Below are 24394 nucleotides of genomic sequence, written 5' to 3' on the forward strand. Positions count from 1 at the left end.
CTCTATTCATCCTTTTCAAAAAAGCGGACAGCATCTGCATAAAAATCTCTCTCAAGCATCAGAAAATCCCTGTCAGCCTGAGGAGCATTATTTCGCACGGCAATCTCCAGAAGGTTGTCATAATGAGCCATCCTGCGTTTCCACACGGGAACAGAATCAGCTCCGGCCAGCATGTTCTCACATCCCGGATTGCAGGACGCTGACTGAACAACCGCCTTAAACTCGCAGTCATGGCCATTCATGCAATAAAAACCGTTTCCAAGAGATACCAGTTTTTGCCCGCCTCGTTTAGCCATGCTCATCGCTTTTTTCAGTGTAGGAAACGTCATCTGATGTAAGTGCCCACCTCTCTGGGACATCAGTAACTTCCCGCCTTCGCCATAAAGCAGGCCTTCATGCTGATAAGAAACAGCCCTGGAAGCTGAGAGTTCGGTATCAACCCTTTCAATCTCGGCAGCGAATGCCTGAGGGATCGCCCGGCTAAAATGCGAAGCGTTGAGTGCACCGGACATATACCACTCCGTCATGCCTCTGATTAAGTGCTTAAACTGCCGGATAAGATCATTAGTAGAAATCAGATCAAGACGCCTGAGGTGTACAGCAAGTGAACGGCGAAACTGATGGGTTCGCAATGGCCAGAAAGCCCCCTCCCGAATCTCCATCGCAACGCGTTCATCATCACGTATGTTTGGATTTAAAAGCCTGAACTCATCAATATGGTCACGTCGGATGAACAGATGGTGTCTTTTCACAAATTTCTTTGCCCACTCAGTCTGGCGCTGCGTCCCCATAAAAGAGAGTTTTTGCTCCGAGAACCACGACCTGATATTTAAAGACAATGGAACATTGTCCAGCGTCTTCCCGTCCAGGCCTGTCATGATTTGATTAATTCTGCGTAAATGCTGAAAAGGCTTTTCCACATAGCGACAAACAACCCAGTCTTCGTGACTTCCACCTTCCGGGGCGAACTTATGCAACACCGAACGAAGTCCCAGGATATCACCATCATAAATCAGTGAACCGTGCATCACGCCAAGCACTTCGCTGTGTCTCATCCCCGACATGGCCTGTATCACATTCATGACTTTTAACGTCAGCTCAAAATGCCAGGTGTTCAGCTTTATGTGATCAACGCCAATAAAATCAGATCTCCAGCGCTTATTTTTATGTACCGAGAACCAGCCCTGCATCCCGGGGCCAAGTGTCGCGAAAAGCGCCCGAATTTCCCCGGCAACAATATTGTAGTAATACGCGGCCCGGTAATCCGGTATGCTTTTTGCTGTCCCTCTTTTACGGGCTTCCAGCATCGACGTATAGTAAGGCGAATCATAAAAACCGTTTATGATAGCGCACAGCCGGGAAAACCCGTCAAAATCGAAATCACTGATTTCAGCATCCAGTTCAGTAATCAGCCCTTCCCAGACAGACATCATAAGACTGAAAGGCATACAATATGTCTGGTTTGAATCATCCACACTGTTGTAACTGTCGAAGCTAATATCAGGAAAGTAACCGTATTTTCGAAGACGGGTATGACCTGTCAGCGAGATATCCGCCAGGTCCATAAAGTAATTACGTAATGTTCTTTCAGAACGCTTCCTGCCGTGCTCATCCTCCTCCTTCATCTTTACAATGAAAGCATTCCGGACAAGCGGAAAACGAAGCTGAAACAGACTGCGATACCCCATAGACTCAATAATACGGGCTCCCGCCACAATGTTTGCACATTTCCGGATCAGTGACTGCGTCTTCGCGGTCCTGCCGACAATCCAGAGCAGGCTGGCTGAGATGATTTTGGCTTCAAGACGCAGTTCAGGATCCCGTATGCCTGAAAAATTAACGGTTCTTAACGTTTCACCAATATGGGTTCTGACATAGCGATTGGTCCAGACATCATCCCTGAAATAAATATTCAGCGTCTCCTCATTGATAAAACGCATATCATGTTCATCTGAGCTGGCGATAACCAGGCAGTTATTCAGACGTTCAAAGCTTTTGTTTTCTAGTGCCTCACAGATGATATCCTCAGTCGGAAACTCATCCCCTGAACGAAGCGGCGTTCCGGCAGGAAACTCCGCCATTCGACTACGGCTTACCTCTTTTTTCTTCAAATCTGCCATACCGGAGCCACACCTTCTCGCTGAAGTTTAACGCGCGCTTTTTTCAGGGTCGCCTCATCTACCAGCCCAAGCCGTAAATCAATCTTCAGGAGTAACGTTTCATAACGCTCCACAGCATTGACCGAACCGATGTACAACGGTTTTCCATACTCGATAGCATGCCTGAATGACAGCAGGAGCCATACAGACTCCAGCGTTTCCACAACGCAACTTTTTGAACATTCGACACAATGAGAAAAATCCGCACAAGCCTTTGGTGTCCGGCCAAATCGTTTTTGCTTTTTTATAAAGCGCAATTCAATATCTGTAGGCGGCTCCTGCGATCGACATCCCAGGCCATTCAATAAAAGATCCACACCCTCATCGCTTCCACGCAGATCGATCCCCAGCTCATCAGCAACTTTTACCCGCTCGGATAACGCACGTGTCGCAATCCCCTGATTCATAAGCGTATCAAGTGCAGCACTGAAGTTTTCCTTCGCCCCCTGTGGGTTACCTGCAGCATAATTCCGCCTGTAAGTGCCCCAGTTATGCTGTGCTTTTTCCGCCGTAATCAGACCATTCTTTAATGTTCTGTCCGTATACTGCTCAGACGTTTTGCGCAAGCCAGAAACGGTAATTGATGGAAGCGAGGGATTAAGCTGCCGCATCGTGGCCCACGCCCCCTCAGAGTTAGAAAATTTAGTCAGATGACTGGGATTAAGAGAATAAAGCTTACGGAATTTCACCTGCGGCTCACTCAGAAACAGCGCCTGTACCGGAGGGAAGTTATCTGCGGAAACCAGATAGTTAACGATGTCGTCCCTGAGCCTGATAAAAGACAGAAACCAGTAATAGCCCGCACGTTTGGTCACATACTCCGATTTACCTATCGTCAGACGTATATACTTATTCGCTCTCCCCTTATAAACATAATCAGTGCTGATACCCTTTTCATCCAGATGTATATCATCCCGCGTCAGACCCAGAACCTGAGAGGTGTTTCCCCATGTGTGGTAACAGAACAGAAAAAAAGAAGTAAGAAAGTAATTTTCCAGAACGTCCCTGATGATGATCTCTGCCCTGCTGACCCCGTTCTCTCCCGGATACCGGAAATACGCTTCATAAACAGGTGCCAGCAAAGACGGTGAGAAATGCCGCACCCCTTTTTCCGATTTAGCGATATGCTCCCGGATACATCCCGCAAGGAACTCATTCATGGATGACAACTGCCTCAGGATCTCGGAAAGTTCATTCCTGGTATAGCTATCCCTTCCCTGCTGCTGATACGTTCCTTTCGGTAAGAATTCATATTCATACCGCCTCTGAATCTGCCCGCCCGTAAGCAAAAACCGGTTGACCACGGACAAGTAGTGTCTTGCCATCCTGACTGAAATTTTTCGCCGACGAATATCGTTCATGAGATGTTTAATATACATTTCAACGCCTTCAGCCGTGCCATAGTCATACTGATTGACTGACTGCCATATAAAAAACATATTGAGATAACGGAAAATGGTTAACCTTCCGGCGGGACGGTAAGACAGAAGAAATCGTTTCAGAGAGGCAATAAAATCGCGTTTTTCAGGGCGGGCAAGATGCGAATGTTCACTAAACCATCCGGGGAGCAACACATAATCTGAAAAATGAGCCTGAAGATAAACGTCAAGTAAATAATATCGGTTCAGATCCCGCTGAGTGATGTGTCCGCTGACCGTCTCCCATGACAGCACATTTTCGGCCATCCACGTTATCTGCGTTTCACTCCGGCTCATATATGGCTCCATCGCGACCTGCAGCACCGTCAATCAATGCGTCCATGACCCCGGCGACTGCATCAGAAATCTGGTTTTGCTGAAGAAAGACGATGTATTTCATCGTCGTATTTTCGCTTTTATGGCCCATCCAGTATTTTACTGTACCCAGCGCATTTGCGGCCTGATCGGGATAGCAACTCAGTGCCGAGCGTAAAAAATGGGTCGCAAACGTTGCCCGCAAATCATGGGGTTTATGTCTGAACACATTTCCCGGAGCAGACCGGGCCAGGCGATGGCGAAAACTGTACCAGCGGGAGTAAAAGGCTTTTTCAGACATCCGTTTCCCGTTTGCCATTAAAAATAAAGGCTCGTGCCGCCCTTCCCCACCCTGTCGTGCACGCCATTTTTGGATCTTCTTTTCATACTCCTCATCCGCCAGATAATCCAGAACCTGCTCGTACAATCGTCTGGTGATGAAGAGTTCTCGCGTCATCCCAAACTTCGTATGAACTCCGCATCTCGGACCAATATGAAGCCCCCTGATGGTCAACTCAGATACAGGGACACTGGCAAGGTACTCTTCAGTAAAGAGTGACGACGGCAGGGTCAGCATTTCATCCAGCCGTAGCCCACAATTTTTCATCAGCACAATCATTAAACTGAACAACCCGGACTCAGATTTCAGTGCCTCATCCAGGATATGAACCTCTGCATCATTCAGTGGGTTGATTGTCCTTTTTGTTGTGCTGGTTATCCTGATGGCAAGATCCGAACTTATCACCTTGCGTCGCCCGTCAACGACTTTTTCGACCAACGTAAAAAATGAGCTGGCAGCCAGCTCACCACACTTGCCCAGAAATACGTAAAACCGTCGGATAACGCTGATGTACACCGCCGCGGTGGATGAGGCGATGCGCCCCTGCCTTACGGCCCCCAGAAGATACTCCCTGAAGCCATATGTAGGGCTTTGGTATTTCAACGTTCCCGGGGTGAAAGGGTCAAGTCCGTTATCCTCCAGCCACCTTATCCAGCGTAAAAATGCCCGGGCTAAAGGCTTTAAATCCCTGGCCTGCAGGATAGCTTTATCCATAAGATAAAAGTGTACATATCGGCTCAGTTTTCGATTCTGGATGCCGCTAATATAAGGTATTTCAGCATACAGAAATCCGGGTTCAAATTTCAGTTTCGGCTCTGTTGCATCCAGTTTGCTGACACGCCCATAACGCGCATGAATGTTAGTGATTATCCTCACAGTCTGTCGCCCTGAAACGCCACCTCATGCCTACACTATAAATCCGGAAGAAGAAAAAACAAACAACCAGGTTGTCGGGAGTGAATATGCAAATCAGGAGGAAAGTAAAAGATGTAACGACACCATCACGATGCAATACATTGACCTCAACACGTTACCCGGACCATACGTGATAAACATCACAAATCCTTTGAGTGAAGAACTTAAGATGTGATTTTCATTTCCCGGCACAAACCGTGCCCTTAAAAAACAGGCAACGGATACATCTTAATGCCAGAAGTAAACCTTAATTGATTGAATACAGCCTGAGTCCATTGCAAAAATAACACACAGGGTAAATTCGCATATACAGAACCCAACGAAAAGCAAAAGAAACCTGTAACACATTTCGTTTACCTGTCACTTTCAATTGTAAAAGCCAGCAGAAAAAGCGCATATAACTATATTTATCCCTGCGGGGACTTTTGTTTGTGCTATATATTTTTTACAGAGAACCGCAACGCGTCCAAACACAAGAATATATTTACCTCTGGAAAATGGTCTGACTCCCTTTCACGTGGTTGTAGTGACCTGTTCTGTGATTCATGTAATGTCTTTTCTGGATGAGGAAAATATGTCATCACTGATATTTTATACAGACGAAGCACAAGCACTGATTGTAACAGATACCCTTGCCGTCACCGATAATGGGGAGCCGTTATCTTTTGTTTCCAAAGCAGGTTACATCCCCCAGCTAAGAACCATCATAGCAGGAACGGGGGCAGGTGGATTTTCTAACACCTGGTTGCTTGAAGCATCAACCAGAATGGTCGTATCAGGTATACAAAATCTCAATTATCATACATCGGCCTGTCTAAGGAGGCTGTGGAAACAATACAAGCATGACCATGCAATTCCCTCTTCTTCAACGGTGACAACCAGTGTTTATCAGTTCGCAATTTGCGAGGAAACAGGAAATATCGTTTCGTTCGCCTATCGCTCAGTCCATGATTTCGAATCAGAGCAATTACAATACGGAACAGGAGTAAAACCTGAGTGCCAAATCTTGGATGGGGATTTGTTGCAGACAATTCCTGTAATGATGAATGAACAAAGGGCTATACAGGCGACATACCCACACCCGGAACGGATCCATATTGGCGGTGAGATGATTGCGCATTATCTGACATCATCTATGTATCAATGCTTTAAGATTGGGGAATTTGAGGATTTCAGAACTCAGGGAGAGTATATATTGAGCAGGATTTAGGCAAAACGCGGTTCAGATAAAGTGCTTTTAACAGGCTTGCTGAACATTAAAAGGATATCTCTCAATTACGATGAATAGCTTGAATTCTAAAAATAGAAAAGTAGAGTTTAACTCTAAATACATAAAAACAAGAGTAAGCGAGCACCCATATCGAGCCCCACAAGCTGATGTTCGAGTGGGTTTCTCCGGCGACCAGATACACTCCCCGGTGGCGTCTTTATAAAGCGTTGCCAGGCTGAAGTTATCCGGCATAAAGCTTGGTAAAGGGAAGCGTGATTCGGAACCACAGGCCATCAGAAAAGACCAGATGTCCTGAGTGCGCCACTCCTTTACCGGATAGAGTTCACCACCGTGCTCAGTCAGGGTTACTTTCCTCGCCTGCCCTCCCATTTTGAGGATATTTCCGGCCCTTCGGGCACTTTCATCATCCCTGGAGCCCAGCATCAGGCATACCCTGCTTCGAACGGATGCCGGGGCGTTTTTCAGGTAACGAGCTTTGGCCTGGCGCAGGGGCGCGATTTTGTAGTCGGTTGAGCACTGTCGGGTAGAAGAATTAGTCCAGGTCGGAAGTCCGCGCCCAGTCAGAATGCGGCCGACCCAGCTCTGCGTAAGAGACGGTCGGGCGACAAGGACTGTGACCGGTAGCTGGTGTTCAGCAATGAACATTCTGAGCTGGTTGAGAACCTGTGAAGCCTGATAGTGCATCTCAGGGTTTTCGATCAGCGTATCGGACATCTGAATGAAATGATGTTCGCTGATATTTGTGCCGTTACGTACTGCCCTGATCAATGCCATCAGAAACAGGTGCAGAAGAGAATGGGAGTCTTTGCCGCCACTGTATCCCACGCACATTGTCCAGCCGTCCGTAATAGCCTGATAAATAGCAGATGTGGCTGACATGACCAGAGAAGAAAGACTCACAGTCTCCTTTTCATCGGTATAGTTCAGATCGGCATCGGTTGTCAGGGTCTCCCAAACATCCGCCCATTTATCATGTTTCAAAATGGCAGCATTAGCCGCCTCAGGAAAAATAACTTCTGAGGATAATTCAAGGAATGAGTCGCTTTTTTCAATAAACATATATTTTCCTGAACCACGGTATATGCTGCATCACTGATATTATTAGAACTTTAAAATAACTACAGCGCAACCATTTAGCGAAATTATATTAAATCAAAATCACGCGGATTTAATGTCAATATATATAAAAATAATCCATTGTAATTTAATCACCCGGCACAGCTATTAGTTATAGGTTGGCGGCGTAATAAATGCCGTATTATTTGTTTTCAACTCAGACAGCGGAATAAAAGGAGTGTTAAGAGTCATGTCATCACCACAATGGCGTGGTAGAGCTGAAAGCTGAAATGAATCTTTCATCACCCTAATAACCGGGCATTCCGTACGTGCTGATGGCATTACTTCCCGCAGCATCGCTTCCTGCTTTATGCTGTCGCTATGCTTATATTCATCCATGTCTTTTATTTCTTGAATTTCATCTTCACCACAAAATGACCAGTTAGCGTCATAGAAGTAAAACTCAGTTAAATGAAGATCGTTTTCTTTCACGTATGCCGCCAATTTGCGGATACGCTGTTCAAGCATTGTATCTATCCGTAAGGAAACACTCTGCGGAACGTCACTTGCAAATTCATTGATACAATCAACGGTAGAAACTATGAATTTATTGGTCATGGCAGGCTCCAGGCCACCGGGGAAACCGGTGGCTACGGTAATTGGCAGGCTTAAGCGCCGCAAAGGGTGTCAAGGGAAGGGAGAAGCTTGCTCAGCTTGTCGTAATCGAGCGGAGACAGTTCTGTAACGAGTTCGACCGAAAGACTAGTGTTGTCTTCTTCACACAGAATATAGATTCCGTCTTCTGGCTCTTTTCCGGCACATGCCTTCAGTCGTTTGTTAACGACCTCCTGGGCTGAATCCGCTACGTCGCAGCTCAGGACATAGCTTGCCACATAGCTGCTCTCACCGTGGTAATGCGTCACTTTACACAGAGCATACTGGATACCGGCTTTGTGAGCCTCATTCATGAGACGAGAAAACTGACAGCCATCCTGGTAATAGTGGGTATCCTTTGTGACCAGAATAGTCATACCCCCAAATTCATCTGTCCGGCTTTTACTGCATGTAAATGCAGCAGTAATTGTTACCATTTCCGAGAGGTCGAATACCGACAGCACGGCAGTTGTGAGGCAAATTGCATGGTCAAGATCAATGGTCTCTCCATGAAAAACTGCCAGCCCACTGCTGGTAACTTCTGTTGCGAACAACAGTTCATAATTGCAGTCTGGGCAGGATGGTTGCCCAAAGCTCGGCTCAGAAGGGTCATACTCAGGGTGGTTCTCGATAATACTGAGGATCAGCTTCTCAGTCAGAGAACAATCTGTCAGTGGCTTATCAAGCAAACGCTCACCTTCTGCAATTTCTGCTTCGGTAACGAATGTGATTGCTTCTTGTGCCATTTTTGCCTGCTCCTGAGTGCAGGGAATAATAAACGACGCCTGAGTATAATTATCTGCCACAGTTGACTCCTTGATTATTTAATTAATGTATTTGATGAGAAGATCATAACAAATACACTAATACCAACTAATAACCTGAAGGCGTTTTTTTAGAAAAAATATTAAGAAGAAGAATATGAACACTACCTCATCTTAAATTAATATCATTCAGGATTAATATTCATTTTTGCAAATAAAAACCGCCAGACGGCGGCTTTTATAAAGAGGGAAATATCATTGGAAGTTGAAATTACTTCACGGCAGGCCGACAAATTACGCGACTGCTGTGAGCTGAAGCGAAACTTGTAGAGGAAACTATAATCACCTTTTCTAAGTCGTCGGCACTGTCAGCAATATGATGCCGGAAAGCCTCCTCTGCATCACCAGGGGAGTCGGCTTCGACCAGGTAGGCCTGATCATCATCATCAAACATAATGCGCCCGGAAATGAGATAAAGTCGGCTCAAATCTGGCGTTGCTGCGCTCGTGCTTCGTTCGTTCAGATTCATTTTTTCTCCGTCTGTTGCTCGTAAAAAGAATGACGCCGGTTTAAAAGGCGTCGCCAGGGTTCGGGCTAAAACGCAGGGTTGCCATCGAGGAAGCTCATTGGCTGGCCAATAGCGGATGCCACCCTGAGAATTTCACCTGGTGTGGCATAACGCAGCATTTCAGAGCGTCCAAATTTCTGATACTCATCTACTGACATCTTTCTCCACTCTGGGTGAGGATCTTTTCCGCACAGTGACCAGTTGCTTTCAGAGGAATCACGACGGAGAACGTACACATCAAGCGAGGCTGTAAGCCCACTTCCATATCCCCGCTGCGCTACAATACGAACCTGAGAACCATCGTCGCGTTGCAACGTCTGGGTTAATTTCGTGATAGGATCCTGAGAATGCATGCCATTTACCTCGTTTTCAAAAGATTTACCGTAAGTAAATGATACCGAATCGAGAATTCTGGCTAATAGGTCAGAAGAAAAAATAATGAATATTTTTGAAGTGTAGGATAATGATTAGAATAAAATGGCCTGAATAAATCGCTAGCGGTTAAATCCGCTTATTTCAGAGAAGCTCTGATTTAGTAGTTAGGGAAAACGATGCGGTGAAAAGTAACTTTTACACCGCAATTCAGAAAAAAGTTTCAATTAGTCACATTACGAATAACCCGGCTTACTTTCGCATGTGCGTTCCCCTGGATGTTAAAGTAAAGCCCCTCAGGCAGACTCGTCGCCCACTTAACTCCTCGCTCAGCCATACGCTTCGGTGTTTCCAGCCAACCACGAGGAATATTGCCCGTAACGTCACCGATAACCCGTGAAATGCATGCTGCTACCCGGATGCCGCCGGGAATATCGCATTCGGATTCAACAATATGCATAACCTCAAATAAAGCACCATGCCGCTGGACATGATCGCCAATGTGCAACTCGATAGGAGAAACCATTTCTGTATCTGACTTCATATCTGTCCACCTTTAATTTAGAAACCGTCTAAATTACCAATATAGTTAATGTACCGGATGTTAATTCAACAAGTTCTGTATCACAACCATCAGTTTTTTTTGTTGGGTCTATATCGGAGAAACAAGTGAATATTGAATACACTCGTTAATACAGACAACCGGAAATGAATGGCACCCTAATTATCTCTGCGGCGTATGCTAAGCCGTTAATATTGTCATTTTATGGTAGAAACAATGCAAAATGAATAAACCGCTTGTCGCTTCAAACCACTTTATCAAAACCGTTAACTTGCATTAAGCCCGATACAGTTCGGCGAGCTCGTCCAGCATGGGGTTACTCTTATATCCCGGTGCGGCCGTAAAAAGGTTTCGGGAAATCGCCAGCCATTCCATGATTTTGTCCGTCGCCAGCCAACGTCTGCCAAGTCGCTCGGCTGCGATGGGAACTTTATGCAGGCCAGCGAAGGGATCTACAACAAGATCTCCCGGCTCTGTCAAAAACTCAATCAGAAACGCTGCAAGCCTGGTAGGAGACGTTGCACCATGCAGCGGAAAACCTAGCTCGCGGGCAATGGAATGGCAAAATCTCGTATCAGCGCAGCTATTGCCGTAAAACAAAGTATTTTTGGGGATCGTTCCTTCTGTTTTATTTCCAAAGGATCCGCTTTTAAGCTGGTACGCCCCATCACCATAAAAGGTCGTGCGATTTTCACCGCCTGCTGCCTGCAATTTAAGATGCTGCTCTGAATGCGGTTGCAGTACACGTAAGTTGTTTGAACGAACCTTACTCGCATCATTGGTAAACCACAGCACAGGCTCATACGATGAGCAGAGCTGCACTCGTTGCTTACATGCCCAGTGCGTTGGCGATGGGGGCTTACTGCGATTCACCCACTGAAGCCTGTCCATGAGCTCAAGCCCCAGCTTGTCACATAATGCCAGTGTCAGACGCTCCAGATACAGAGAACGTGAAGGCCTGCCCCTATTAAAGCTATCTTGAGTGATATTCAATGCCACACTTGCGCCGGGTACAAGCTGTTTCACGATCGGTTCGAGGATACGCAGAAGCCAGTCAATATAAACCTGCTCGCCACGCCCCCCGCCATGCCCGTAGTCTCTTGAATTTCGAAGGAGGTAAGGCGGCGAGGTCAGGCAAAGATGAATTTGCTCTGTGATATTGCTGAAGAAGGCATAGGCGTTTCCAAAAACCGATGCCCCAAGAGAAGTTGAGAAACCGACAACACAGAGCTTTTCCCATGACTCGTGTAGGTTTGTTTTCGTCTTAGAGGAGTATCTCCAGACGCCCCGTTTTTCTGGAACGCGTTCGATGACTCCGGCCTGCCGAAGAGTCTGCTGAAACCAGCGTACTTTGTGTTTGACGCCGCTGGTTCTGGTTTTATCTGACCCAAATTCTTTCAGTTCGTGCAATTCGGCATCCGACATGCCAGTTTCACGCTGCACTTCGCGATAAAGCTCGTCGTTGCTCAACGGCAATTCGGAGGCTGCGTAGATCCGTGCAATTAAATCCGTAGAAATCGTGCTCATCAGCCATCCTTAATGGAGATGCAGTTTAAATATCGGCCTGATGGTTGGAAGGGGGATTACTAAATCAAACCGATCTGTTTATTTATAGGCTTTGTCAGGTCATGCAGCACAGCTGGGCATGCGCAAAGAGACCCAGTCTTCTTTAGCGGAGACACCTTCAAAAGTTGTACTCAATCAGCCCCAAGATTTTGAAACTCAATGTGCTTTTGCTCACACTCCTCCCTGCCCCACGAGCCCTGCCATTCACAGATGTCCCGGTACTTAATTTCCAGCTTATCCATCTGTGAGAGGTTAGCTGTTGCGAAGTCTGGCCATATGTCGTGCCAGCATGCGTTGTACGTGACGCCTGCTGGTGGGCAATACATCATTGCATCAGCATGGATAATTTCAACGCGAGGATCGTTTGCAAACGAGGCCGCAACGAGGTTAATAACGTCCTGTTCTTTTTCAATTACTGTTACATGGGTTACATCTTCTTTTTGAAGAATGGCGTGAAGCACCATCCCCAGACCAAGACCATTAATGAGCACGCGCCCGGTGGCTCGCTCTAAAAAATCCTGGCAGGTTCTGATCTCCATCGGGGTATTGGACATCACCACATCCCAGCCGTTGGACAAACGCCGATATCTACCGGGCGGGATAAACTCGTCTGTATTACCTGTATACTCGGCACGAAGGGCGAGGCTCATCGCCTTATCTGCGGTAATTTCGAATGTGTCCAGTTTCCAGGTTCCGGACGTGCCGTCTTTAACGGGTAAATCAGAAAAGCAGCTCTTCATCAAGGCAACCAAAATTCCAGTAATGTTGTTACGCTGAACCTATCACAAACCTGCTCTTAATACAGTTATCAGGAGTGACAGCGATCTTTGAGGAATCGTTTAAATCACGGGCATCCTGTAGCGGACGCCCGATATTTAATCAAATGTCGCAGGTGTTAAAGGAAGCGTTGCAAAGTTGCAACGTCTTCTGGAGCAACCTCCACGCAGCTCCTGACACTGTAGTGATTTTCGCCGTTGTAGTCGTAAACCCCACCGTCTTCAAAACTCAGCTGTTCAAGCTCGCCATGGCACTCTGAAATGAGTGCCGTCTGGCAAGCATTTTTCTCACAATCGCTGACGAGTAACCGAACATAGCTATTCTCATGGTCGCCGTTTCGGTTCTGGATTTTAACGATAAAGTGTTTTTCAGACATTTGTGCCTCCAGCACAGTTTGAGGTTAATTTAGCGTTGCCCCGGCTCACCGGGGCAAGAATAAATCAACCCTTAATGAAACTGTGCCCCCAGGTGTTAGGCTTAAATGCCTGCTCTTTGATATATGTTTTCATTACCTTGCAGGTTTTTTTCAGGGCTTTGGTATTGGCATCGGTTACTGAGATAAAATGGCGAGAATAACGGTTTTCCCGGTATTGCTTATCAGCGTTTGGGTCAATTGCTTCGCTTTGCAGGAGTCCTTCGTGCCTGCCAATTACTATTACGTAGTTCATTTCACCTGAAACACGATCCGTGAGTAATTGAATGGAAATATCAGTCGCTCGCGTGGCCTGGCTAGCAGAAATTTTTGCATGTAAGAAAGCTCCCTTTCGAAAGTTGGCCGGAGTCAAACCTGTAATATCCTCGGTGCTAAAATTAAGTGAAGATAGAGTTGAAAATAAATCACAGCTAATGACTTCAGTATTATTAGACATAACCCGGCTCCGCTCATATTCATGTTAAGGTAATTATATCAGGTTGATAGCATTACCTAATAACTTGGTGGCAAAAAGTTGTGGTTTTTGATTAACTAAAATTGATGTTCTCAATACTGCTCAAGAATTCTTTCTTTACACCCGGAGTAAAAGGTATACGTTCAATGTATTTATAAAGCGTCGCAAAGGTTTTGGTTTCAATGTTTCGTGAAATAACATCATCAATCGGGTCTTCGAACATATTAATAAAAACATCAATATGCTGCTCTCCGCTTTCTGAAGCTAAAGAGAGAATACAGACCACTTCAATGTAGCGGTTATCCTGCTCTGCAATGAACAACCAGTGCCCTTCGTTAAAGGCTGGTGCAGCACTGAAGCGTTTTACAACAATTTCTGAAAGAGCATATCCTGCCTGATCCAACAGATTAATAAAGTTGAGTTGAGTTGAAACCACGTCTAACGCTTTCATAAAACCTCCTTTTCATCTGTACTTATTATACTGTTACCCATCCCCCCAGCTAATAACCTCCCAGCAAACTTTCAAAAAAAATACCACCTTTAATTAGAATTGAACACATCCTTTTTAAATAACAAAAAGGATTATGAAACCCACAATGTTTGTGATGTGCCACCAAGGAAAAGTAACTTTTATGTGCTCATAAATCTTATTTCGTATTCACTTTCCTTTGTCTTTCGGTCGTAGATTATCAGGGGAAGCATAAGAAGAATATGTGAGGTTTAAGCAAATGCGGTGATCGGGCATTATAATTTGGTGAGGCTATTATAAGTGGATAAAGATAGTCGTAGGTATAGGATCAGGTTAAATTGCATTTTCCCGGTTGCCTTCCCTGGCCTACCGGTTTCAGCTCAGATACTAAGACCAGCGGTAATACTTAAAATATTCCTCATTTGCAGCTATAAACTCCCTCAAACCGTTCATTAATCCCTTCTCAAACGCTGTCACGATAAACCGGTAACCGTCCAGTGTTTCAATGTAGTAAATACCGCCTGGTGTAATTCCAACATGCAACACCTCGGCTGTCATCATAAACTGGCCTTCCGGAAAATCATGCGAAAGGTAAATGAAACCAGTAGTGGCCGATGCGGGTGTGGCATTCACTAAGACCCCGTTAAACTGCTGCCCGTGCCTCGCCGGTACAAGCTCACTTCCCCTGGTTGACTTATCAAGCAGCCTCTTAACATCTTTTTCTTCTTTTAACGAGGTATAGACCCGCACATCACTGTCATCACCTGGGCGAGAGCCGGTGCCAACATGAGCAAGACGACGGTAAGCACTGCGCATATTAACGTGGCAGGATGCCCCTGCTCTACCCTGAAGCCTTACGCCAAAGTCTTCGCAAAGTAACAAAATCTGACGTAGCTGGTTTTCATGCACGGACGCTGAGAGTGAAAGATTGAAACAGGAAAAGGTCAGTTCTAAAACCTTTTCGCGTTTGTCATTGAAATGAGCTTCCAGCCTGATGACTGGCTTTTCCGACATTGCAAAAGCTTTGTCCGTTACTCTGTACCGGCATTCATCTCCGAAACATTCTTTAACAACGCTGGCTATGACCGTGTCGTGTTCTCCATCTTCCGGAGCTGGCACAAAGATTTCAAATTGTGCCGGTGTATCCGGCTCAAGCAGAACGGGATAGAGACGCGGAGAATTAAGCAAAGCGCATTCAGAATTAATGAGCTTAACCCAGGCGCTTTTGTCGTCCGGATCCTTAAGCTGCTGTCCAAGGTTATCGCAAAAGTCAACTATCTGACGGGTATGCTCATCCGTGACTGCACAGATCAGGTTAAGACCATGCGTGGCCATACGCAGTTCCCGGGTTCGGGACTGGGAATTGATCGACCAGGGGTTAAGTGAAAGCGAAATAGGGCTTATGGAAGGGACGACCGTCTCATTCTGCAAATCTGTAAGCTGGCAGTTCGCAGTAGGCTTCGGGGAAAGGGTACTAAATATGTAACTTGCCTGTTGTTTAGTACTGGCCTGGATATAAAACATCGCGTCCATGCTTGTATCCCGGGATGAAATTGAAAATAGCTTCATTTTTAACCTTAATGGATGAGCGATTTATAGTCATGTGCAGACAAATGAACATTATGTGCGCCATCATTCCATTCAAAGAATAATCGATACTTAGAGTTTACTCGAATGGAGGAATAACGGTTTGACGTCATTCTTAAGCGTTCATAACGCAAGCTGTTGGATAATAACTCCCGCTCACTCTGGACATTATCCAGCGTTTCAAGTCGACACAGAATTGCGTTAATAATTTCAGAAGGAATACCTGCCGTTGTTTTTCCATTACGGAAGAACTTTTCAAGCCGTCTGTCTTTAAATGAATGGATCATAGTTCCTCCGTAATAATTGACCTTAAAATTAAATTAAAAGGGCTTTGAATTAATGAATACCTAAAATGCGGGCGGCAACTGCCAGCTGCTTATCACTTAACTGACGCTGGTGGGTTAAAGAAGACTTAAGGCTTTCCAGAAAATTATTACTACTGGATTGTTGGGTGATTGCATCAACCATTTTTTGATGAGACCTGCACCATGCTGTGAACGCAGAACTGTGGGCGCTTTCAGTCCTTAAACGCTCGTCTTGCAGGGATGCTGACACTTTGCGGGCAGCTTGCGCATTAATGCGGTACAGCGCATTCAGCGTGTAAGCAGTACGGGTCGTTTCGAGGCTGTAACCCGTGGCTTTACAAGCCATACAGCGACTTCTATAAAAATGCTTACGCTCTCCCCGCCCATTGCATTTATCGCAAACAATACGAAAAGTATATTCCGCAGTACCTTTTACAGAATCAACACAGCGGATTTTTGCGCTGGAGATTTCAATTCCACTGCGATCATAATATTTGGTCATAATGTGATTCCTCCGGTTAGTTCTGGAGTAATCATGACAGAATGAATCTACTGGCTAATAACCTGAGAGTAAATATTTTAAAAAAACATTGAGAGAGGGTCTGCAAATTTATACACGAAGGATTCAAATATAATTTGTTTAAAAAATTAAGAGCATTCTGAAGTAAAATTGCATCAAAAAGCATTCATGGATAAATCATGTACTGGTGCCAGCGATTTAAACGAGGACATTGTTCCGGTGTAATTACACAGTTTAGCATCATAGATTATAACCAAAAGGAAGGAGTCCTTCCCGTCTCGGGAATATTACTTTCCCGTTTGCAGTTTAAGAGACACTTAATGAGAAAGTAATAATTAAGTCATGCTCAACTCTACATTTTACATTGAGGATGGCGTAACAGGGTACGGCATACTACCGTACCCTTGTGTAGGGTTTATGTTTGAGGGAATTCTATAGCAAATGTGGCCGTGCCAGATTGACCACTTACAGCGGGAGTAACGGGATATGTGCGCTCTTCACCATTACCAAGATCCAGTGACAGCGATTTAGTTTCACCAGGCTGGACCGTAACTCCGGCAACCGTAACGCCGAACTGGGCGTTTTTCTGAACAGTCAGGGTTCCGTTTAACTGTCCGGTAATGATAGAACCGTCCTGACGACGCAACACACTGGTTCGGATGATGGCCAGCGGCGTGTTGTCCGTTGCTTTCAGTGCTACGGCTGTGGCCAGCGTCTTGAGATTATCCAGCATAATCAGGTTAGCTGGCTGGTAGGTAAAATTAAGCGTTTTAGTGGTCCGGTTACCTGATTCGTCAATAGCCAGAGCCTCCAGATGATACATCTGTCCCGATTCGTCAGTATTGGGGAAGATTCTGGGGTATTCAGGAATAAAGACATCCTTGGATAGCGGCGTGAATGCAAGGGTGACCTTTTCAGAGTTAGGTCCACCAGCGAGCTGAAGCGATATCAGGGAAGCATCCCCAGAGGCATCAGTAACGCTTATGCGTAGGTTCTCAAGCCCTTTAACCAGTTTTCCTTCTGCGTCTGCGCCATTAAAGCTGAACGCAATAACCGGAAGCGTTGAGTCAATTTTCAGCGGTGCATTAAGCGTTTTGGTTCCTGTGTTTCCAACAAGATCCGTGGCAGACACGCTAACAACCGTATAATCCCCGTCCGGTAGACCAGCGTATGAGAAAGTGGCGTTTTTGGTTTTATAATCGCTTTCACTGACAGTCACAGGCTTCAGGGTGAAAGTTTCCCCCCGGGCATTTTTAAGGGTGGCTTCGAAAACTTTGGTATCCCAGTAGCTGATGTTCCAGGCGTTGACGCGATCATTATCGGTGGCCGTCATAGTGATTGTCTTGGAGGCCTTGTTTACCTGAGCGACATTAACCACCGGTGGGTTGTTATCCCAGATAACCGTAAAATTACCAGCAAGCGCATCGAATATGCTGTCACCATCTTTTCCCGAGTAAAGATGCAGATACTCAAATCCTTTGTCACTGGTGTAGTTGAAGTTAACCGTCATCTCGCATGAACTTTGTCCGACAGGAATAGTGCAGAACCAGGCTGCATTTTTTACCGTTCTGAACTTTTGCACGTATGGTCGGGGTTCTGCGGTTACCTTTATGCGGCTAATGGTGGCGGTTTTAACGCTGATTGAGGCCTGAGTTAACCACTCACTGGTATCACTCCGGTACATCTCTTTAGCCACTATCTTCGGGGCTATTTCCATCGCCGGGGCTGGAGTGAAGTTGAGGGAGTTATGATGAATTCGTCTTACTCCTCCCGCCAGAGTCTGAAATTCATGATAAGTATCCCCCACATTTGGATATATGTATTTGAAAGTATAGATATTATAAGTGCTATCGGACGTCTGGAAATTCGAGTCCGCCCAGCCATATTTGGAACCGTTAACAGCAGTAAAGTCACTTTTCTTCCTTAATACCCGTACGGAAATAGGGTTCTGGAAGACGGTCATGCCAGACTGATAGGAGACCCATGATCCGGTAGTGGCGTCCTGCACCTGGATGATATCGTCAGGCTTAACCCGATCAATTACGCTTCGGCGGCTTAGTTCGCTCCTGTTTCCCGCTTTGTCATAAAGGTAGATCCCCACTTTATATTCAGAGCGGTTTTCCGGTGCCAGGGCATTGCTGCTTGCGTCGGCGACTTGAACGGTTACGCTACCTTCCACTGTATTAATTTCCGCTGGCTTTTTACGCTCCACTCCAGCGGCATCGGTTATGAAATATTCAGCATTAGCAAGCCCGGAACCTTTATCACTCAGTCCATTAAAGACCAGTGCCTGGACGCTGGCGTACTGCATACCGGCTGGTACTGAAGTGAAGATCGCTTCGCTGCCAAAGTTCCACCCATTTCTCGTATAACTTATGGTACCCGTTGCCGGAGGCGTTCGGTCAATTGCAAGCGGGTAATCCTGCCGGGAGACCTCCTTCCCTTGCAAGTCGGTAATCACCTCTCTGAGGGTGAAGCTATCTTCTCCCATCGCTGGTACGGTCAGAGTCTTGCCGTAATAATCAAAGCCTGTCGAAGATGTGGTACGGTCATCAACGGTAACCAGGCTGCTTTTCGTGCTCCAGATGAGGCTCCCGTCACTTTTCAGCAGACTGAGCGTAATATAACGGTCCAGACCGGAAATAACGGCAACGTCAAAGCTCGTTACCGGATTAATCCATACGGATGCAGGCGATACGGTCTTTTTAACGTTCAGGGTATCTTTAAAGCTGAATTCTGCGATTTCAGCGGAAGCTCCTGCGCTGAAACCTGCAAATGCAATAAGCAGGGCTAGTTTGATTTTCATGGGTTGTCTCCTGATCAGGTTCCCCATGATACTTTTTCAGTGTTCGTGATCTTTTCGGGAAAATAGCTATTTTTGATGTTTTTCTTTTCTGCCCGGCGGGACTTTTTTTGTTTACGTGAATGCAACAAAACCAGAAAAGTTACTTTTTGATAGGGTAAAATTAGGTTTCCCTAATTTCCAGAAGCAAGCGAAAGCAGAACTAGCTTAATAGCCATTAAGAACGCCATACCTATTGATAAATAACGCTCCTTACATTTAATGATTTGAGCATTTAAAAATGAATTAGCGAAAGAATTTTGGTTTGCTTTTTATTGCATGAGTAAAACAGTATTAATAATCCGGAGCCATTAGAACGTACTCTAAAGACTCCGGTATACAGATATCTTGCCAGTAAAAATGGCCTTACTCCTCATCATCCCCCAGCGCTTTTTTGATGGCGCGGCGGCGGGCTGCATCACCTACACGATATCCGACTGAATATACGTCATTCAACCGGCGCAGAATAAGATTTATTTCCTCATCCTGAATGTAGGCAGGTAAACACAGAACCACGTCGCCATCTTCATCATAGACTCGAACAACTTCCTTCTGCCCATCTCGCTCGCGAATAATCTGGACATGCTGAACCCTGGTGTATTCTGGGTTTACGCTCATTTTAAGTATCTCTCTGTAATTGTTGTTACCAGTTAGCTATAAGCCGGATAATTCTGGTATTCAGTGTTCTGCACAGCAATCGCCTGCTCGTGGATCATTGACACTGCCAGGCGGGCTTTAACTCGCTTGCTGGTGAGAAAACGCTTCACTTCTTTAAGTTCGCTGCCAGCCGACAGCATATTGAAGACATGCTGTTTGAGACTGTTGTTATTTTTGGCCACTTGTTTCTCCATCATCTTTGTACATGGTTATTTCAGGCTGGCCTGCCAGATCACACACGTTATCCATATGCTTTTGGACCCAGTCTGTTAGACCCAGACCTTCGGCCTTTGCCTGATTGACGTAACGCAGTTTACGTTCAGGGGTAACCCGCATCTGTAGTTGTGCCGTCGCTGGAACCGCCTCTTTCAGGGCGTTAAGGCCCCTCTGATCACGGGCCTGAATTGATGGTTTACCGCTAGGCATCTGATGTATCGCTCTCCCGGCGAGCGGTGGACAGCTCTATTTCTTTTGCGATAGCTTTATCTATGGCATCCAGCTGCATGGCAAACTTGATTTCAAGCGAACAGCGTAATGCCTTCAGGGCGCGTTCTTTGGTGCTGTATTGTGGTATGCCGTTCTGGCTACCATTCATGCCTCGCATGCGGCGGGAGGTTGCATCGACAACCTCTCCCTCTTCCCGTGTGCCGTGAACCGTAGTTCCGCTCCATGTCGGATAAACAGTGCCAGTGGCGGTGTTGAAGCTCCAGCCGTTTTGGTATTCCCCCGAGACCTCTGGTACGGGCATATCGCGTTCAACGCCATAGTCAGACCAGCGTAAAGCGCGGTTTATTCTGGCCTGTGCCACCAGCTCATCATACGCGGCTTGTTCTTTTTTATTCATCGCCATTTAGGGCAATCTCCTTAGAGGGGAATTAGGTGTTATATCGGTACGTAAGTGCTTTTCAGGCCTAATCTCTGACAAGGCCTGATGTGCCAGACTGCCGTTGCATTCACCGTTTTATGGCGGTTGACAGAGCCTCATTAAGAGCCGCAATTAGCTCAGGCGAAGTCGGCTCCAGATTTTTGGAAGCGTTCAGCAGCTCCTGAAGTGAAGAGATTTCCTTTGGCTCCACCTGGTTTGTTTCAGGTGCCGTTTTTTGCACTTCATCCAGTGTACGCTGTGCACCGTTATCCAGCACCAGCACCCCCCCGGCACGAATTTCTGAAATGGTGCGCAACGTATACATCAATTTATCCCAGACACGGCTACCAACCTCGAACCCGGAATCAGCTACTTTTTCTTCATTATGCTTTTGAAAAATTTCTTCTAACCAAGTGGTGAAGCGCTTTCCAAAAGTATTGGCGGCTAAAGAAGTGCAGGAATAAACCTGTTCGACCTGTTTTGTTCCATTTTTATCAGTGAATGTAATGAGACCGATTCGGCCACTGTTAACAGTGTAAAAGCGAGGTTGAAAGCCAGCTTTGAGAAGGTTTTCAATAGCTGAAAAAAAATCTTTTTTGAGCATCGGTTTCAAAATGGTTTTCCTTTTATGCCCGGTGCCGCCGGGGCGGTGGCGTTAAATATACGCCATGTAAGTAAATTAATTTATACCCATTTGATTGTCAATACAAACAAAAAAACAAACCATGTTTATTATTTTATCAACGATGCTATTTTAAAGTCCGTCTAAAATAAAAAACCAAAAAGTTAAATTTGAAGCCGTCCTTCCTAAATTCATTTCTTGCGCATATTAGCACCCTGCTTTAAGTAAATAATTTTTGAAAAAGTTGTCTGGAGGTTATTAGCTCGTGCATCTGGATTGGTAATATAAAGCCAACACAGAAAAGGAAAACAAAATGTATAAATTAGTATCTCCTCGTGAACTGACTGAGATTATTACCGGTTTACTGCTTAAACCTGAACTCCTTGGTGAGCTGGACTCACCAGAAAAGCATCGGATGTTTATGGCAGATTTAGGCCGCGTGGTGGCCGAACATTGTGGAGGTCTGGTAAACAGCGTCGTCTTGCCAGGAACAGAAGTTACAGTGTCGGATGGGTTACCGCTTAATGGCCAGCCGGTACGTTATCTCGGAATCAAAGAGAACATCCCTCACCTCCTTGTAGAGCCTGATGCTTCCTTACCTTCGCTCGCTAAAAACGTCTGGATGTATGCAGATCCTGAAGGCTGGAAAGAACATTTTGGAGCTGAGGAAGACTGCCTTACTCCTGAAATGATGCAGCTGTTCCGTAAAGGTATCCAGGCTCTTCAGAAAGAGCATGACACCCCTGAAATTAGCCTCACACTTCAGGACTGGCGCCTGGAGGAGGAAACACTGCCAGAAGAGGACAGTCAGGCCTATCAGGTCAGCGTTACCGGCCAACATAACATCCACTGTGAAGTTGTTAACAAGGAAGGTAACCCCTGTTTTGGTGTCATGTTCGAAATCGATCAGGGTGTGCCTGCCTTACACATCAACACCGGCGGGGATATGTTGCTCCACATTCATTGCGCCCATAACGGACTCGTTCTGACCCCTGATGCAAGCGGTCAGCGATTTGATAAGGCTCCCGTTGACCGCTTCTCTTATAACAGCCCATCCCTGCTGTTGTCTGCCGACTAACCAAGGCCAAATCTGAATTGTCCCGTTTAAGTAACCAACCCGCTGCCGCCAGGCGGGTAAATCCTCTTAATGGAGTTTTAATGCAAATCTCAACTGAAGTTCTGAACGTCTTATCTCGCTGCCGTGCTGAAGGGAACTTTCTTTTCCTGGCCGACCAGCTCGACCGCAGCATTTATGTTAAGACAAACAAAGTGCTCGAAGCCGCCGGTGGCAAATGGAACCGAAAAGAGCAGGCACATATTTTTACGGCGGATGCAGCTGAGCGTATCGAGCAAATCATTCTGACAGGTTCGGTTGACATCCCACGAGATCTGTTCAATTTCTTCCCTACACCTGAGAATTTAGTCACAGATATGGTTCTACGCGCTGAACCAGCTGCCGGGGAGCGTGTACTGGAGCCAGAGTTTGGTGATGGCCGCATTCTGAAAGCCTTAAAACTGGCGGCTCCGGATGCATTGATTACCGGGATCGAATTGAACGATGAGCGATTCCTTGCAGTGAAGAACGATAGTGTCCTTAGCACAGGAGTCGAGCTGGTGCATACCGACTTTCTTGGGTACCAGCCCGATGAAACTTTTGATGTTATCGTTATGAATCCACCATTCCTTAAACGCTCTGACGTTAAACAAGTCATGCATGCCATCGCAATGCTCGCTAAGCGAGGTCGCTTACAGGCCATTCTGTCAGCTGGGGTATTGTTCCGGGAAGACACACTGACAAAAGCGCTCAGGGAGCGAGTCAAACAACTTGGCGGACAAATTTCGCCTCTTCCGGATGATACATTTAGGGAGTCCGGAACAAAGGTCAAAACAGCCCGCCTTGAAATTGATCTTCGCCGCTAACTGACAAGCAACCGGAAAGAAATCTTAATACGAGTAGCCGGTTAAAGTTACCTGACCGGCTTAACTGACTAAATCAATAAAGAGTGAACAGAAATGACGCATACTGCCGTTTCTCAGGCTAATAGTGCTTTGCAGCTACCCACGGTGGAGCATGTCTACGCTCTTCTGAAAGCAAATTGTAAACCTGACCGCTTTGACGGGCGTGACGGACCCGTGTGGGGCCAGGAATACTCGTGGAATCTGGCAAAAGATCGCTTACAGGATCTGGAGAAATACGGTAAGGCATATGTCTCCCGTCATGAAGACCGTATGGGGGAAGGATTTAGTTTTGGTCCTGACCTGTTAATTATTCGCTAACGCTCCTAATGCCTGATGATATGGTAAGCACAACTGGAAAAATATGTTTTCAAAGCCTATGACCACTTTCACACCAGAACGTATTGAACAAATTTTGGAATTTGCCGAGGGTAGTAACCCAAGCGAAGCAATGAGTCTCAGAGCTGACGAAGTTGCTGTACTGGCACGTATTGGAAAGGCAGTTATGTCGATTGCGCCTGTTTATCAGTGCGAGTTTTGCCACCATGACGCAACCGGGCAACTTCAGTGGCACTGGGAAGATGTGAACAAAGCTTTTTATGATAAATACGATCCAGACAGACGCGGAAGACGTCGAATCCTCTATACCGCCCCGCCGATGCCTTTAGTTTCGGCTGACCTGCTTAACATGGCTTCATCTGCTATTGAAGACTTGCTCACTAACAAAGACAGAAGTGGTGCGGGAATGTGGAATGACATTCCAGAACAGCTACGACGCGCAGCAGAACTGGTAATGGATAATAGCCGGGCCGCTGAAACAGAAGCGATGCTGATGCGTCTTTATGTAGAATGTGACACAGGTGAGCGCAGGGGCAACGGCACTCAATCTGGCGTAGCAATGCCTTCTTGGCAAACCGTTGAAGAGGCACGTGTGTTGCTAGGGGTGAAATGATGCAGTTCTCGCCAGGGCAGTTTGTAATTCACAAC

General features: G+C 46.1%; 27 protein-coding genes. 5 read left to right on the top strand and 22 right to left on the bottom strand.

Going from position 1 to position 24394, the window contains the following annotated elements:
• Positions 1-2: 2 nt before the first annotated feature.
• The 3 genes from ACQG2Q_RS19770 to ACQG2Q_RS19780 are packed head-to-tail and all read right to left on the bottom strand — an operon-like array spanning position 3 to position 5108.
• Positions 3-2120 carry a hypothetical protein gene (locus ACQG2Q_RS19770; protein WP_017384059.1) on the bottom strand — a complete coding sequence of 706 codons (2118 nt, stop codon included), beginning with the start codon at positions 2118-2120 and terminating at the stop codon, positions 3-5.
• Positions 2108-3874 (bottom strand): hypothetical protein, encoded by a 1767-nt coding sequence (locus ACQG2Q_RS19775; RefSeq protein ID WP_007897920.1) that lies wholly within the window; start codon positions 3872-3874, stop codon positions 2108-2110. The genes ACQG2Q_RS19770 and ACQG2Q_RS19775 overlap by 13 nt, the downstream gene beginning before the upstream one ends.
• Entirely contained in the window at positions 3861-5108 is a 1248-nt protein-coding gene (locus ACQG2Q_RS19780; RefSeq protein ID WP_007897923.1) for a tyrosine-type recombinase/integrase, read from the bottom strand. Before ACQG2Q_RS19780 ends, ACQG2Q_RS19775 begins: the two co-directional genes overlap by 14 nt.
• 589 nt (positions 5109-5697) lie before the next feature.
• Here ACQG2Q_RS19780 and ACQG2Q_RS19785 point away from each other — a divergent pair.
• Positions 5698-6357: a hypothetical protein gene (locus ACQG2Q_RS19785; protein WP_223826471.1), complete on the top strand. Its 660-nt coding sequence runs from the start codon at positions 5698-5700 to the stop codon at positions 6355-6357.
• A gap of 27 nt (positions 6358-6384) precedes the next feature.
• Here the strand turns inward: ACQG2Q_RS19785 and ACQG2Q_RS19790 are convergent, their stop codons facing one another.
• From ACQG2Q_RS19790 to ACQG2Q_RS19880, 19 genes are all read right to left on the bottom strand, one after another.
• Positions 6385-7437 carry a phosphoadenosine phosphosulfate reductase family protein gene (locus ACQG2Q_RS19790; protein WP_012477420.1) on the bottom strand — a complete coding sequence of 351 codons (1053 nt, stop codon included), beginning with the start codon at positions 7435-7437 and terminating at the stop codon, positions 6385-6387.
• A 165-nt stretch (positions 7438-7602) separates the two neighbouring features.
• On the bottom strand, positions 7603-8052 hold the full coding sequence (locus tag ACQG2Q_RS19795; protein WP_000182312.1) for a hypothetical protein: 450 nt from the start codon (positions 8050-8052) through the stop codon (positions 7603-7605).
• Positions 8053-8102: 50 nt separating this feature from the next.
• A complete protein-coding gene (locus tag ACQG2Q_RS19800) occupies positions 8103-8894 on the bottom strand; it encodes a hypothetical protein (protein WP_000774871.1) in 792 nt (263 codons plus the stop codon).
• A gap of 229 nt (positions 8895-9123) precedes the next feature.
• Positions 9124-9381: a hypothetical protein gene (locus ACQG2Q_RS19805; RefSeq protein WP_001052325.1), complete on the bottom strand. Its 258-nt coding sequence runs from the start codon at positions 9379-9381 to the stop codon at positions 9124-9126.
• Positions 9382-9446: 65 nt separating this feature from the next.
• Positions 9447-9773, bottom strand: a complete 327-nt coding sequence (locus ACQG2Q_RS19810) for a hypothetical protein (RefSeq protein WP_000556022.1) — start codon at positions 9771-9773, stop codon at positions 9447-9449.
• Positions 9774-10015: 242 nt separating this feature from the next.
• Complete coding sequence (locus ACQG2Q_RS19815) at positions 10016-10336, bottom strand: hypothetical protein (RefSeq protein ID WP_000834113.1); 321 nt, start codon at positions 10334-10336, stop codon at positions 10016-10018.
• 294 nt (positions 10337-10630) lie between these two features.
• Entirely contained in the window at positions 10631-11881 is a 1251-nt protein-coding gene (locus ACQG2Q_RS19820) for a site-specific DNA-methyltransferase (RefSeq protein ID WP_000104393.1), read from the bottom strand.
• A 170-nt stretch (positions 11882-12051) separates the two neighbouring features.
• A complete protein-coding gene (locus ACQG2Q_RS19825; RefSeq protein WP_000833775.1) occupies positions 12052-12660 on the bottom strand; it encodes a hypothetical protein in 609 nt (202 codons plus the stop codon).
• Positions 12661-12815: 155 nt separating this feature from the next.
• Positions 12816-13073, bottom strand: a complete 258-nt coding sequence (locus ACQG2Q_RS19830; RefSeq protein WP_001290639.1) for a hypothetical protein — start codon at positions 13071-13073, stop codon at positions 12816-12818.
• A 64-nt stretch (positions 13074-13137) separates the two neighbouring features.
• Complete coding sequence (locus ACQG2Q_RS19835; protein ID WP_000069824.1) at positions 13138-13566, bottom strand: hypothetical protein; 429 nt, start codon at positions 13564-13566, stop codon at positions 13138-13140.
• 91 nt (positions 13567-13657) lie between these two features.
• On the bottom strand, positions 13658-14035 hold the full coding sequence (locus ACQG2Q_RS19840; RefSeq protein ID WP_000645320.1) for a hypothetical protein: 378 nt from the start codon (positions 14033-14035) through the stop codon (positions 13658-13660).
• A gap of 405 nt (positions 14036-14440) precedes the next feature.
• Positions 14441-15586: a hypothetical protein gene (locus ACQG2Q_RS19845; RefSeq protein WP_000339750.1), complete on the bottom strand. Its 1146-nt coding sequence runs from the start codon at positions 15584-15586 to the stop codon at positions 14441-14443.
• A gap of 44 nt (positions 15587-15630) precedes the next feature.
• Entirely contained in the window at positions 15631-15927 is a 297-nt protein-coding gene (locus ACQG2Q_RS19850; protein ID WP_000581857.1) for a type II toxin-antitoxin system RelE/ParE family toxin, read from the bottom strand.
• Between the two features lie 49 nt (positions 15928-15976).
• Positions 15977-16447 carry a hypothetical protein gene (locus ACQG2Q_RS19855; RefSeq protein ID WP_000170639.1) on the bottom strand — a complete coding sequence of 157 codons (471 nt, stop codon included), beginning with the start codon at positions 16445-16447 and terminating at the stop codon, positions 15977-15979.
• Between the two features lie 433 nt (positions 16448-16880).
• Positions 16881-19271 (bottom strand): Ig-like domain-containing protein, encoded by a 2391-nt coding sequence (locus ACQG2Q_RS19860; RefSeq protein ID WP_000694551.1) that lies wholly within the window; start codon positions 19269-19271, stop codon positions 16881-16883.
• A gap of 402 nt (positions 19272-19673) precedes the next feature.
• Positions 19674-19925: a hypothetical protein gene (locus ACQG2Q_RS19865; RefSeq protein WP_000115760.1), complete on the bottom strand. Its 252-nt coding sequence runs from the start codon at positions 19923-19925 to the stop codon at positions 19674-19676.
• A gap of 32 nt (positions 19926-19957) precedes the next feature.
• Entirely contained in the window at positions 19958-20146 is a 189-nt protein-coding gene (locus ACQG2Q_RS19870; RefSeq protein WP_001107529.1) for a hypothetical protein, read from the bottom strand.
• A 236-nt stretch (positions 20147-20382) separates the two neighbouring features.
• Complete coding sequence (locus tag ACQG2Q_RS19875) at positions 20383-20814, bottom strand: hypothetical protein (protein ID WP_001251242.1); 432 nt, start codon at positions 20812-20814, stop codon at positions 20383-20385.
• A gap of 103 nt (positions 20815-20917) precedes the next feature.
• Positions 20918-21433, bottom strand: a complete 516-nt coding sequence (locus ACQG2Q_RS19880; protein ID WP_012695482.1) for a hypothetical protein — start codon at positions 21431-21433, stop codon at positions 20918-20920.
• Positions 21434-21764: 331 nt separating this feature from the next.
• Here ACQG2Q_RS19880 and ACQG2Q_RS19885 point away from each other — a divergent pair, with 331 nt between their 5' ends.
• The 4 genes from ACQG2Q_RS19885 to ACQG2Q_RS19900 all read left to right on the top strand — a co-directional run bounded on the left by ACQG2Q_RS19885 (position 21765) and on the right by ACQG2Q_RS19900 (position 24359).
• Positions 21765-22529, top strand: a complete 765-nt coding sequence (locus ACQG2Q_RS19885) for a hypothetical protein (RefSeq protein WP_000277498.1) — start codon at positions 21765-21767, stop codon at positions 22527-22529.
• Between the two features lie 80 nt (positions 22530-22609).
• Positions 22610-23371: a methyltransferase gene (locus ACQG2Q_RS19890; RefSeq protein WP_001167418.1), complete on the top strand. Its 762-nt coding sequence runs from the start codon at positions 22610-22612 to the stop codon at positions 23369-23371.
• Positions 23372-23464: 93 nt separating this feature from the next.
• Positions 23465-23728 (top strand): hypothetical protein, encoded by a 264-nt coding sequence (locus ACQG2Q_RS19895; RefSeq protein ID WP_000149862.1) that lies wholly within the window; start codon positions 23465-23467, stop codon positions 23726-23728.
• 43 nt (positions 23729-23771) lie between these two features.
• Positions 23772-24359 carry a hypothetical protein gene (locus tag ACQG2Q_RS19900; protein ID WP_000491820.1) on the top strand — a complete coding sequence of 196 codons (588 nt, stop codon included), beginning with the start codon at positions 23772-23774 and terminating at the stop codon, positions 24357-24359.
• Positions 24360-24394: the final 35 nt, after the last annotated feature.

It is taken from the genome of Enterobacter cloacae complex sp. 370H10 (assembly GCF_050031535.1).
In the GTDB taxonomy this organism is placed as follows: Bacteria; Pseudomonadota; Gammaproteobacteria; order Enterobacterales; family Enterobacteriaceae; genus Enterobacter; species Enterobacter intestinihominis.

What these genes read in the sequence shown, in the direction of transcription:
- ACQG2Q_RS19770 (WP_017384059.1), bottom strand. Translation starts at nt 2,120, where the DNA reads ATGGCAGATTTGAAGAAAAAAGAGGTAAGCCGTAGTCGAATGGCGGAG.
- ACQG2Q_RS19775 (WP_007897920.1), bottom strand. Translation starts at nt 3,874, where the DNA reads ATGAGCCGGAGTGAAACGCAGATAACGTGGATGGCCGAAAATGTGCTG.
- ACQG2Q_RS19785 (WP_223826471.1), top strand. Translation starts at nt 5,698, where the DNA reads ATGTCTTTTCTGGATGAGGAAAATATGTCATCACTGATATTTTATACA.
- ACQG2Q_RS19790 (WP_012477420.1), bottom strand. Translation starts at nt 7,437, where the DNA reads ATGTTTATTGAAAAAAGCGACTCATTCCTTGAATTATCCTCAGAAGTT.
- ACQG2Q_RS19795 (WP_000182312.1), bottom strand. Translation starts at nt 8,052, where the DNA reads ATGACCAATAAATTCATAGTTTCTACCGTTGATTGTATCAATGAATTT.
- ACQG2Q_RS19805 (WP_001052325.1), bottom strand. Translation starts at nt 9,381, where the DNA reads ATGAATCTGAACGAACGAAGCACGAGCGCAGCAACGCCAGATTTGAGC.
- ACQG2Q_RS19810 (WP_000556022.1), bottom strand. Translation starts at nt 9,773, where the DNA reads ATGCATTCTCAGGATCCTATCACGAAATTAACCCAGACGTTGCAACGC.
- ACQG2Q_RS19815 (WP_000834113.1), bottom strand. Translation starts at nt 10,336, where the DNA reads ATGAAGTCAGATACAGAAATGGTTTCTCCTATCGAGTTGCACATTGGC.
- ACQG2Q_RS19820 (WP_000104393.1), bottom strand. Translation starts at nt 11,881, where the DNA reads ATGAGCACGATTTCTACGGATTTAATTGCACGGATCTACGCAGCCTCC.
- ACQG2Q_RS19825 (WP_000833775.1), bottom strand. Translation starts at nt 12,660, where the DNA reads ATGAAGAGCTGCTTTTCTGATTTACCCGTTAAAGACGGCACGTCCGGA.
- ACQG2Q_RS19830 (WP_001290639.1), bottom strand. Translation starts at nt 13,073, where the DNA reads ATGTCTGAAAAACACTTTATCGTTAAAATCCAGAACCGAAACGGCGAC.
- ACQG2Q_RS19835 (WP_000069824.1), bottom strand. Translation starts at nt 13,566, where the DNA reads ATGTCTAATAATACTGAAGTCATTAGCTGTGATTTATTTTCAACTCTA.
- ACQG2Q_RS19840 (WP_000645320.1), bottom strand. Translation starts at nt 14,035, where the DNA reads ATGAAAGCGTTAGACGTGGTTTCAACTCAACTCAACTTTATTAATCTG.
- ACQG2Q_RS19845 (WP_000339750.1), bottom strand. Translation starts at nt 15,586, where the DNA reads ATGGACGCGATGTTTTATATCCAGGCCAGTACTAAACAACAGGCAAGT.
- ACQG2Q_RS19850 (WP_000581857.1), bottom strand. Translation starts at nt 15,927, where the DNA reads ATGATCCATTCATTTAAAGACAGACGGCTTGAAAAGTTCTTCCGTAAT.
- ACQG2Q_RS19855 (WP_000170639.1), bottom strand. Translation starts at nt 16,447, where the DNA reads ATGACCAAATATTATGATCGCAGTGGAATTGAAATCTCCAGCGCAAAA.
- ACQG2Q_RS19860 (WP_000694551.1), bottom strand. Translation starts at nt 19,271, where the DNA reads ATGAAAATCAAACTAGCCCTGCTTATTGCATTTGCAGGTTTCAGCGCA.
- ACQG2Q_RS19865 (WP_000115760.1), bottom strand. Translation starts at nt 19,925, where the DNA reads ATGAGCGTAAACCCAGAATACACCAGGGTTCAGCATGTCCAGATTATT.
- ACQG2Q_RS19875 (WP_001251242.1), bottom strand. Translation starts at nt 20,814, where the DNA reads ATGGCGATGAATAAAAAAGAACAAGCCGCGTATGATGAGCTGGTGGCA.
- ACQG2Q_RS19880 (WP_012695482.1), bottom strand. Translation starts at nt 21,433, where the DNA reads ATGCTCAAAAAAGATTTTTTTTCAGCTATTGAAAACCTTCTCAAAGCT.
- ACQG2Q_RS19885 (WP_000277498.1), top strand. Translation starts at nt 21,765, where the DNA reads ATGTATAAATTAGTATCTCCTCGTGAACTGACTGAGATTATTACCGGT.
- ACQG2Q_RS19890 (WP_001167418.1), top strand. Translation starts at nt 22,610, where the DNA reads ATGCAAATCTCAACTGAAGTTCTGAACGTCTTATCTCGCTGCCGTGCT.
- ACQG2Q_RS19895 (WP_000149862.1), top strand. Translation starts at nt 23,465, where the DNA reads ATGACGCATACTGCCGTTTCTCAGGCTAATAGTGCTTTGCAGCTACCC.
- ACQG2Q_RS19900 (WP_000491820.1), top strand. Translation starts at nt 23,772, where the DNA reads ATGTTTTCAAAGCCTATGACCACTTTCACACCAGAACGTATTGAACAA.